Genomic DNA, 11634 nt, shown 5'->3' on the forward strand with positions numbered 1-11634 from the left:
TTTATTAAATAGTTGAATTAATTTTTAGCTACTACTTTTTGGGAATTTTCAGGGATAATTGTAGCACCATCAGGCAAACTTTCAAAGCCTTTTAATACAATTCGATCACCCGTTTTAAGCCCTTCTTTTATTAAATAATTAGTACCGCTTTTTCCTGAAATAAGTATAGGCTGTCTCGCAACACTATTCTTTTTATCAACAAGAAAAACAAATAATTTATCTTGAATTTCTATTGTAGCTGCTTGCGGAATTACGATCGAGTTCTCGTGCTGCATACTAATTTTTATTTTCCCAGTATTTCCAGAACGCAACAATCCGTTTGGATTAGAAAACTTTGCTCTTAGTGTAATTGCACCTGTAGTTTTGTCAAATTGACCATCGACCATATCGATTTTTCCAGTTTGAGAATAAATGGAATTATCTGATAAAATTAAAGATACCGGTGGCAAATTCTTTAATTTGTCATTTATGGTTTTACCTTCATATTGAGTTTTAAAATTGATAAAATCATTTTCACCTAGAGAAAAGTATGCGTAAATATCTCTAGTATCCGATAATTTCGTCAAAGCTTCAGGATCAGCCGTACTAATTAGACTTCCTTGTTTTCTTGGTATCCTAGCAATGTAGCCGCTCACAGGCGCTTTAATTATAGTGTACCCTAGATTAATTTGTGCATTGGCCACAACAGCTTGTGTTTGAGCAACAGTCGCTTTAGCAATTTCTAAATTTGCTTTCGCAATTTTTAATTGATAGTCCGAAACCACCTTATTTAACACAAGCGGTTTCAATTTTTCTACTTCAATTTGTGCATTGATAACAGTAGCTTTAGCAGCATTTAAACTTGCCGATGCACTATTAAATTGCTGACGGTATGAGTTGTCATTGATTTTAAACAAAGGCTGTCCTTGAGAAACATAGGCCCCTTCATCAACATAGATTTTATCTAAAGTTCCGTTAACTTGAGATCTGATTTCAACATCAGTTTTCCCTTGAATGGCTACTGGGAATTCTGTGTCAGTTGTTGCCGATTCATAGGCAATGTTTAAAACGGGCAATGTTGCTAGTACATTTACTGGTGCACTTTCATTTTTATTACCACAACCTGTTAATATTAAAGCCACTATGCTTAGAGTAATAATTGTTTTCATGTTTGGATTGGATTTGATTTTCATTAAATTATAATTGATTTTCATTACTTATTCTGAAACGTTCGTTCCAGAATTAGACGTGTTTTTAGAGGATTTAAGGTTAGTAATTAATTATACAATTCTGGAACAATCGTTCCAGATATTATTCTGATTTTAAATGAAATAGTAATTATTTCAGATAGTACTTATTGGAACAAACGTTCCAGAATATAAGCAAAAAAAATGCTAATTTGTAATGTGTTTAATAAGGTATTCTGACATCTTTTTGATCTTTATAGGATCTCGATGTAAAATGTATGCTTGTTTCCAGCCTGTAAAAGTGGTCAAAATATATTCTGCAATTAATGAAGCATCTTCAGTGGTTTCTAATTCTCCCTCATCTATTGCTTTTTGGATAACTTCTGTTAAAAAGTCAATATAAATATCATTATTCCTACTCAATATTTTTCTTACTTCTGCATCTTCAGGAGCAATTTCAAAAATAGTCTTTACTCCTAAACACCCTTTTTCACAATCTACAACCCAAGCAGCTTTATCATAAATAATATTTTTAAGCGCTTGCAATGGAGATTTTTCCTGAGCAACTTTAATTTTCGATTCTTGAATCGCATTTTCGGTATAGCTAGTAACACACTTTATAAATAAACAATGTTTATCTCCAATGGTATTATATAAACTACTCCTATTGATTTGCATTGCATCAACTAAATCCTGCATAGTAGTACCATGATATCCTTTTTCCCAAAAGACATTCATAGCTTTCTCTATGCTTTCCATTTCGTTAAATTCAACATTGCGAGCCATAAGACATTAAATATGATGCAAATATATAAATATTCTGGAACACACGTTTCAGAATATTTATATATTTTTAAATTATTATTAAAATATAAATAACTACCACTATTTCAGTAAGTTAAAATTAAAATTATTTCGTGATAAATTATTAATTATAGAAAAATCTTACTTTCTTTCACCAATTTGTTGTCTCCACATAGCGTAATACAATCCCTTTTCATCTAATAAATCTTGATGCTTTCCTTGTTCTATAATTTGCCCTTGTTCTAATACAAATATTTTATCGGCATGCATTATAGTTGATAAACGGTGTGCTATCAAAACGGTAATTTGATCTTGTTTGGATGATATGCTTCTTATTGTTTTAGTAATTTCCTCTTCAGTAATTGAATCTAGTGCAGATGTTGCTTCATCAAATATTAATAATCTTGGATTTCTCAATAATGCTCTAGCAATTGACAATCGTTGTTTTTCTCCTCCTGAAACTTTAATCCCACCTTCACCAATTGTCGTATACAAACCGTTCTCGGCTCTCTCCAATAAGTTTTGACAAGCTGCTTTTTGTAAAACATCATAGATCTCTTCATCTGTAGCAGTTGGCTTAACAAATAGTAAATTATCTTTAATTGTTCCTGAGAATAATTGTGCATCCTGAGTAACGAAACCTAATTGCTGTCTTAATTCAGTCAAATCAATATCTTTAGCATTTCTTTCATTATAAAAAATAGATCCTTCAGCGGGAGAATACAATCCAACCAACATTTTTACTAAAGTAGTTTTACCACTCCCTGATGGTCCAACAAAAGCAATCGTTTCTCCTGCCTTAGCTTCAAAAGAAATATCTTTTACAGCATAAGTACTTGTTGAAATATGTTTGAATGAAATATTCGAAAACTTTAAGTTATTGATAGCGCCAATAGTTTGGGGATGCTGTGGTGTCTTTTCACTTTTTGAACGCATCAAATCTCCAAAATTATCCATAGAAGCTTTAGTTTCATTATAAGTAGCAATCACATTACCTAACTCTTGCAAAGGATTAAATAAAAAGAAAGAAAAAAACATTAACGTAATTAAATCACCTGGCTTGATAATTCCTTGAAAAATGAAGATATATAGCGCAAAAACTAAACCTGTTCGCATAAAATGAACGGTTGTACCTTGAATAAAACTCAGTGAACGAATAAAGCGTACTTTCTTTAATTCTAAACCTAAAATCTTATTAGTTGTACTGTTTAATCGATCAACTTCCTGTTCTGTCAGTCCTAAACTTTTAACCAATTCTATATTTCTTAAAGACTCTGTTGTTGCTCCTGCTAATGCAGTAGTTTCTCCCAGTATTTCCTTAGAAATTTTTTTTATTCTTTTACCTAAAAAAGAACTTACTACTGCAATAACTGGTACAGTGGCAAGAAAAATTGGTCCTAAAAGCCAATGAATATTTATTGCATATATTACAACAAATGTAATTCCGATAAGACTTTGAAAAACCATCGAAATAGATAAAGTAATAAACTTTTCACAGTCTATTTTTACTTTTTGGAGTTTGCCTAAAGTTTCTCCACTACTTTGATCTTCAAATTCTTGAAAAGGAAGCTGTAGAGCCTTTTGGATACCGTCGGTATACATATGCGCACCTGTACGTTGAATAATGATGTTGGTGAAATAATCTTGAAAATTTTTGGCTATTCGCGAGAGCATTGCAGCACCTAACGAAAGTCCTAACCAACCCAAAACTACTTTGACAAAAGCAGAATAATTATGATTAAAATTAGTAACCCCTACTCCACATTCATTAAGCAGTTTACCAATTATTATGGAGTCATAAAGTGAAAAACATTGATTGATAGCTGCTAAAAATAAAGCCAAAAACAATAATTGTTTATGCGCTTTAATATAAGTATATAATATTTTCATTGTATATAATCTAAAAAAGGAAAAGCAAAATTAGTACGTATTTATTTAATAATTTCATATAATCATGTTAATAAACTGATTCACTTCGCTAAATTATTTTTCATTGGGTATTATTAACTCACCAGTTCCATTACTTTCATATTTTATATTCCAATCAGTGATTGTCTTTAAAATTGGCACTAATTCTAACCCTTGCTTTGTTAAAGAGTATTCTACCCTTGGTGGGATTTCTTTATAGGCAGTTCGTATCAAAATACCATCTTCTTCTAATTCTTTTAATTGCTCCGTTAGTACCTTCCTAGTTATTAAAGGAATAATAGTATCCAACTGCCCAAAACGAACCGTTCTTTCTTGAATAACATTTATAATAATTGGTTTCCATTTGTTCCCAATCTTACTAATTGCCCTAGTTAGAGGACAATGAGAACTACAAAATCTTTCATCTCTCACTTTTTTTTTTTATGCAGCTCCCCTTAGGGTAAATACAATTTAACTAGATAGTATCTTAAATATACTATTGATAGTATATTTTCGGTACAAAAGTAAAATTAATAATTTAAAATACTTTAAAATGATTTAACTAATTAATAAAGTAATTATAATAACAGGAGCTTCCAAAGGAATTGGAACTGAAATTGCAAAATAAACGGGAGCCGAAAGAGCAAAGAAGGAGCTAATGCAGTTGCTGCTGAAATTGCAAAAAATGGCAGAACAGCGGTAGCCATTCAAGCTAATTTGTCTAATTCAGCAGTTGTAAAGAATCTATTTGAAGCAACTAAAAAAGTATACGGTTCATGGTTTTTTTTATAAATAATCTGGGTGTCTATCAATTTACTCCAATTGAAAGTATTAACGAAGAGGAATTTCACCATCAATTTACTACGTCCTTTTTTAGCTACTCAAGAAGCCGTTAAATTATTTGGAGATATGGAGGAAGTATTATAAACTATGAGTACAGTAGCGAGTAAAAATCCTTTTCTAATGGGTTTCATATATTTAACTACTAAAAGCACATTAGACTCAATCGCTCCAAAAAGAACTAGGACCAAAAAAGATTCGTGTTAATTCAATTTGTCCAGAAATCATAGAAACCGAATAAACTCATACCATGGGATTCATTGGATCAGACTTTGAAAAACAAGCAGTTGCAAACACCCCTATTGGTCGTGTTGGTCAACCAACTGAAATTGCTAAAGTGGCTATATTCTTAGCTTCAGATGATTCTTCTTGGATTACTGGTGAAAGTATAAGCGTTTCTGGCAGTCTTAAGTAATTACAATAATTCCTTCTAAATCAATTAGTTTAGAAGGAATTATATATTAAAAAAAGAAATAACTTTCCTTATTTTGTTTTAATTACTATAACGCCACTTGAGCCTTGAGAACCATAAATAGAAGCTTCGGCTCCTTTTAAAACACTAACTTTTTTTACATTGTTTGGCGAAATAAAATCAATACTAGATACGATTACACCATCGACAACAAATAATGGATCCGAAATATTTCTAAGAGAACTGACCCCCCTAATAGTTATTTTATTATCTCTCGAAACTGATACTCCTGGCAAACGCCCCCTTATAAGATCATAAATCGTATTATATACACCTGAATTCCTATCTGTTTCAAGACCAGATCCTTTATTATTATTCACTTTATATTCATTAGTTTGCTTAGAATACACCATTTTCAATACTCCTCCTTTTTGAATTCTTTCTCCTGAAGGTAGTGGGGAATTAAGAAACATGAAATTCATAACTTTTTCATTACTGAATTTATTAGACAATAAACCATACTCATTAGAATAAACATTTATTGTAGCTACATTCTGGGGAAAGGATAATTCAAAATTTCCTTTTCGATCCGTTTCAACGTTCGAATAAATAGAATCTAAATAAATTTTAGCATTAGCAACAGGTTTATTATTACTGTTTACTACACTGCCCGAAAGTTTATTTTGGGAATACCCAATCCCAATAAAAAAAAACATCATAAATAAAACTACTCTTGAAATTTTCATAATATATAATTTACAAATATTGTTAAATATATAAAAATAACACATAAAAACAACACTCCTTAAAAAAATAACATTAAAAAAAAAGAATAATTAAATATTTAATAATATTAAATAGAAAACTAAAGCATTTATAAACGTTAACTCAACTTCAATAGACGTAACATTATATGTTTTGGTAATATTCCCCATCAAACGGCACTCCTCTTTTAAGAGATTATGAAGGTGGATACGCTGAAATAAATTTAAAAGGAGGAGTCCCTCTTACCTCAATTGGTATTGATTATTTTACTGGCTTAGGTACAACTACAAGAAACATTCTAAATTAATTTATTCCAGTTGGCCACGGTTTTTTTTTGTAAATGACAGTGCTTCTGGTGAAACAATAACATCTAAGAACTCTCAAAGCTATTTTATTAAAGAAGGTAATGTTGCCTCCAATATTATGTACAAAAATAAGACAGCAAATGACTTTTTTTTGGTACAATAATACAGATGACAAAATTAAAAAACTTAAGTATTAGTAAATACGTTTAGGATTTGACTCTAATAATACGATCCACCTTAAAGGCTTACTAGGCTTTATGAATGGAGAAAATTAATTAATAATTCAATTCGAACTCTTTTATAATCCAAATTTAATTTACCCAATTAGAGTAAAAGCAGATTCTAGTTTTAAAAAAGTAATTTTTTTTCGCGCAACAGGTCAATTAATCACTAATTGAAATATTAAAAATCAATGCGAAAAATAATACAGGTACCAATAAAAAAAATAAGTAACAGATTATATATTTCGAAAATTCATAATTCAGTAGACTTAAAGTAAAAATCATAATTCCCTAAATAGATTCCTTAAAACATACTTTATTCTATTCATTTAGAATTATTTTTTATGTAAAACCACAGGTATAGTATATATTTATTTTAAAGAAAATACTTACTAATTATTAATTTTCATGTATTTAGTCGGTAAAATATGCGTAAAAACGTAAAAACAAAAACAAATAAATTATATTTGATTTAGATTTTTTTAAATTAACCTTGCTATAAAACTATTTAATACTACCTACTTTTTTCAGTTTTTTTTTTAGGAAGTTAAGATAAATATTCATTGTGTTTAAGACCCAAACTACTATGAGAAAACTTTACTTTAAAAACATAATTTTAAATTTACCAATAGTAATAATTTCATTACTATTGACGGTATCTATTGATATGAAGGCACAATCATTGACATCACCTCAAGTCAATTTTACACAAAGAACTTCATCCGCAACGCCTGGTACTACTGTATATAATCTAAAAGGTGATTTCACCATGTTGGGCAACACAAATTTGACCCTTACAAATTATAACAATACAACAAATAATGAAGGGAATTCGATGAAATACGTCGATATTGATGGTGATTCCAATACTTTAAATTCTTCTATGGCTACCCTCGAACTCTCGAATTCAGGAGAAAATAGCTCTAGCCAAAATTGCTCAAAAATCGTTTACGCGGGACTCTACTGGACAGGAAAATCTAACGATAATAATGAAACATTTTCAGTAACAAAAGGCTCAGTAACAAAAAACTATGATAAAAAAGTTATTTCTATAAAAGGACCAGGTGCAGCTGCATATACCGCTATTACAGCAAAACCTAAAGCTCCAGATTATGATATTCGTTTCCCAGGATCGGCACAGAGTGGTATTTTTATAGGTTATCAAGAAATAACAGACTATGTAAAAACATACGGACCAGGTGCATATACTGTAGCCGATATTGCTTTAATAGAAGGGACAAACAACAATCCTGGTTACTCAGGTGGTTGGGTAATGATTGTTATTTACGAGAATTCGGCAATGAAAAGTAGAGCAGTCACACTTTTTGATGGTTATGCATATGTTAATGGTCAACGCTCTGGAGGTGGTGAATATGGAACAATTCCTATTTCAGGATTTACAACTGTAGGTGCTGGTCCAGTTAATATGAAACTTGGTGTAATGGCAGCTGAAGGTGATGTTGCTACAAATTCTGGAAGTGATTATTTAGCTGTACTAAAACTTAATGCGGACCCTAATGTTTACAACGCGACAAATTATTTGACCTTAAATCATGCCGGTAATACCACTAATAACTTTTTTAATTCGTCGATTTTTCCAGTCCCTGCTGCAGGCAAAAGCAACCCCATTTTACAAAATAATACGGGAGTAGATTTCAGTATGTTTACCGTTCCTAATGCTGGAAACACAGTTATTGGAAACAATCAAACTTCTACCACCTTTAGATTTGGTTCCACGTATGAAGTGTATACCATATTTGGATTCGCCATGTCCGTAGACACCTACATTCCAGAACCAGAAGGATTTATGGCAATCAATTCAATTAACGCTGTTACCACTCCGCCACAACCCTATTCTGTTTTACCAGGACAAGAAATATCTTATACTTTGAATATTAAAAACAAGGGTACTGAAGCTATAAACAATAATTTAGTTACAATTCCAATTTCAAACACAATCAATTTCATTGTAGGAAGTATTATTAGTACAAAAGACGCGAGTGTAACAACTCCAAATCTTCCTTATTATGATACTACTAGCCATTCTATAATTTGGGACATGGGTACGTTACCACTTCCAGCAGACCAAAATACTTTATTGGCAACAATCACTTTTAAAGTAAAAGCCACAGAAGATTGTGCCATAATAGTTAATAATAGTTGTAACTCAGTAATTTCAGTTAGTGGTACAATAAATGGCACCGGAGCAGTATCCGGTGTAGCCGTTAATAAAGCCATTTTTAAAGGATTTGACAATACCTCAGGATGTCAGGTTCCTATTACGGCTCCTACCACTGTAACTTTGGATAATTCAGGAAGCCCTTGTTTTACAGCATTAGCAGGTCCTGACCAAATTGTTTCTTGTGGTGGAGAACAAGTAAACTTGAACGCTACTTCAGGAACAACTGGTTCTTGGTCCATCGTTAGTGGTCCTGCTGGTGGCGGTGAGATCTTTTCTAATAATACTAGCACCAGCTCAACCTTTTATAGTCCTAATGTAGGAGCTTATTTGCTAAGATGGACCACTGGTTGTGCTAATACAAAAGACGACGTTTTAGTAACATTTGTTGCTTGCGACATTTTGAATTTCGATGGAATTGACGATAATGTAACTTTTAAAAATAATTATGGCTTAAATACAGGTTCATTTAGTATTGAGACTTGGGTCAAATCAAATGCAACAAATGGAAATAAACAAACCATTTTTTCTAAACGACTTGGTACAAGTACAGCTGATGGTTATGATTTAAAATTAGTAAATAACATTATCTCTTTTAACTGGAATAATGGAAATACAATAGCTTCAAACTTTACTATTAATACAGATAGGTGGTATCATGTTGCTGTCACTTTTAATGGTTCAAATTACAAATTATATATAGACGGAATACCTGTGCAAACAGCCGTTGCAGGTGTTAACCCTATAATAAACAATAGTGCTAATTGTATTCTAGGAGCCATGGATCAAAGTAGTGGTATTCCATTTAACTATTTTAATGGATGGATGGATGAACTTCGTATTTGGAAAGTGGAATTGACCGTTGATCAAATTCGGCAAATGATGAATCAAGAGATCCAAAATAATGGAGGAAATGTAAAAGGCGCAATTGTACCACTAGATATTCCTGGTTTAACTTGGACTAATTTAGATGGCTATTATCCAATGAATCCTGTAAATGATGTAGTTAACGGATTTGTAGTAGGTAAATCTACATCAGCTATTAATGGGAAATTAAGAAATATTGGTACGCAACAACCAGATACTGCTCCGTTACCTTATACCTCAAGAATAAGCAATCAAGATTGGTCACAAGATGATACTTGGACTTATTATGATGTTTGGGATGTCCCAAATAGTTTAGCAATAGATGGAACTACAAGAATAGACTGGAATATTGTTAAAACATCACATTATATTACTTCTAAAGGTAACAAAACTGTTTTAGGATTACTAGTGAATAGCAATACCATAAGTGCAGAAAATGATTCAAAAATACAGGTTTCGAAATATTTGAAATTAAATGGAAAAATAGACCTAGTTGGAAAATCACAATTAATACAAACCGAAGGAAGTATTTTAGATGTTACCAGTAGCGGATCACTTGAAAGAGACCAACAAGGACAATCAAATAAATACAATTATAATTACTGGAGTTCGCCTGTGAGCCCTATAAATACAACCGCTAACAATACCGATTATACTGTTGGAGGTGTTTTAAAAGATGGGACAAATGCAGCTACACCAACAGCAATTAATTGGGTAGGTGGATATGATGGATCCCCAACTTCTCCAATCAGTTTAGCTCGTTATTGGGTATATAAATTTGATAACTATGCAAATGCTTACGCAAATTGGGTTCAAATAGGCGAAACAGGTTCGTTACGTGTAGGACAAGGTTTTACTCTCAAAGGAAGTGGGGCTGCTGGAACAACTCAAAACTATACTTTTATAGGAAAACCAAATAATGGAACTATTGCGACAAATACTGTTAGTTCAGATCAACTATTACTAACTGGAAATCCCTATCCTTCAGCCTTAGATGCAGATGCTTTTATAAATGATAATTCAGCTTCTATTGATGGAACATTATATTTTTGGGAACACTACACAACAAACAATACTCATATTCTTAGAGACTATGAAGGAGGATACGCAGAAAGGAATTTAACGGGGGGTGTTCCTCCTACGTCTGTTGGTGTGGACTACATAAGTGGATTAGGTACTACAACTAGAAGTATCCCAAATCGTTATATCCCTGTTGGACAAAGTTTTTTTGTAAATGGAAAAATTGGATCAACGGCAACAACTGTAACCTACAAGAACAGCCAAAGAGGTTTTATTAAAGAAAACGAAAGCACTTCCAATTTAATGTTCAAAACAAAACCTGTCAAAGACAAATATTGGAACAATAATGAGAGTGATAAAGCAGAAAAAAAGAATTATAAAAAAATTCGTTTAGGATTTGATTCTAATAATACTGCACATCGCCAAACACTATTGGGCTTTATGGATGAAAAAGCAACGATTGAAATGGACTATGGTTATGATGGACTTAATTTTGACGAGTATCCAAATGATATGTATTTTATGTGTGGTGAAAATCAATTAGTGATTCAAGGTGTAAGTTCATTTGATAAAAATAGTTCCTACCCCATTGGTGTTAAAGCAGATACTGAAGGAAAAGTGGTATTCATGATTGATAGCTTAGAGAATTTTGACAAAAATCAAAATATATTTATCTATGACAATTCTAATAACACCTACCATGATATAAAAAATAAAAACTTTGAAGTGATGATCCCAATCGGAGAGTATAACGATAGATTTTCATTAAGATTCACTGATAAAACTTTGAGTACTAATAATAGTAACAACAATATAGACCTAGAAGTAGATAGTATTAATATCATTCATTTTCCAAAAAGGAATAGTATCGAAATTTATAACAATTCGGATCATACAATTATTAAAAAAGTAACTTTATACAATTTATCTGGTCAATCAATTATTAATTGGGATATAGAAAATCAAAATAGGCAAAACATTCAACTTCCAGTTAAAAAAATAAGCTCCGGTATTTACATTGTAAAAATTAAAACTTCAGATGGAGAAATAAATAAAAAAATTATAGTGCCATAATTCCTGAAAATAAATTAAAAAACTGTCTATTATGACAGTTTTTTTTTGCTTCATAAAATCTTAATCTGCAGGA

Annotated in this window: 7 protein-coding genes; 2 read left to right on the forward strand and 5 right to left on the reverse strand. The window is 31.5% G+C overall.

Translation table 11 applies throughout. The features are described 5' to 3' along the window. Nucleotides 1-17: 17 nt before the first annotated feature. The 4 genes from AB3G39_RS14910 to AB3G39_RS14925 all read right to left on the reverse strand — a co-directional run bounded on the left by AB3G39_RS14910 (nt 18) and on the right by AB3G39_RS14925 (nt 4310). Nucleotides 18-1172, reverse strand: coding sequence for an efflux RND transporter periplasmic adaptor subunit (locus AB3G39_RS14910; protein ID WP_367773886.1), 1155 nt, complete (start codon nt 1170-1172; stop codon nt 18-20). 201 nt (nt 1173-1373) lie between these two features. Further along, nucleotides 1374-1952, reverse strand: coding sequence for a TetR/AcrR family transcriptional regulator (locus AB3G39_RS14915; protein WP_367757584.1), 579 nt, complete (start codon nt 1950-1952; stop codon nt 1374-1376). Nucleotides 1953-2111: 159 nt separating this feature from the next. Continuing rightward, nucleotides 2112-3860 (reverse strand): ABC transporter ATP-binding protein, encoded by a 1749-nt coding sequence (locus tag AB3G39_RS14920; RefSeq protein ID WP_369769470.1) that lies wholly within the window; start codon nt 3858-3860, stop codon nt 2112-2114. A gap of 93 nt (nt 3861-3953) precedes the next feature. After that, complete coding sequence (locus AB3G39_RS14925; RefSeq protein WP_369769471.1) at nt 3954-4310, reverse strand: winged helix-turn-helix transcriptional regulator; 357 nt, start codon at nt 4308-4310, stop codon at nt 3954-3956. A 658-nt stretch (nt 4311-4968) separates the two neighbouring features. Here AB3G39_RS14925 and AB3G39_RS14930 point away from each other — a divergent pair. Then, nucleotides 4969-5133: an SDR family oxidoreductase gene (locus AB3G39_RS14930; RefSeq protein WP_369753260.1), complete on the forward strand. Its 165-nt coding sequence runs from the start codon at nt 4969-4971 to the stop codon at nt 5131-5133. 68 nt (nt 5134-5201) lie between these two features. On the opposite strand, the gene AB3G39_RS14935 is transcribed toward AB3G39_RS14930, so the two are convergent. Further along, complete coding sequence (locus AB3G39_RS14935; protein WP_367773878.1) at nt 5202-5876, reverse strand: TonB-dependent receptor plug domain-containing protein; 675 nt, start codon at nt 5874-5876, stop codon at nt 5202-5204. Nucleotides 5877-7007: 1131 nt separating this feature from the next. On the opposite strand from AB3G39_RS14935, the gene AB3G39_RS14940 reads away from it, so the two are divergent. Further along, on the forward strand, nt 7008-11561 hold the full coding sequence (locus AB3G39_RS14940) for a LamG-like jellyroll fold domain-containing protein (protein WP_369769472.1): 4554 nt from the start codon (nt 7008-7010) through the stop codon (nt 11559-11561). Nucleotides 11562-11634: the final 73 nt, after the last annotated feature.

The organism is Flavobacterium sp. WC2416 (assembly GCF_041200095.1).
Classification (GTDB): Bacteria; Bacteroidota; Bacteroidia; order Flavobacteriales; family Flavobacteriaceae; genus Flavobacterium.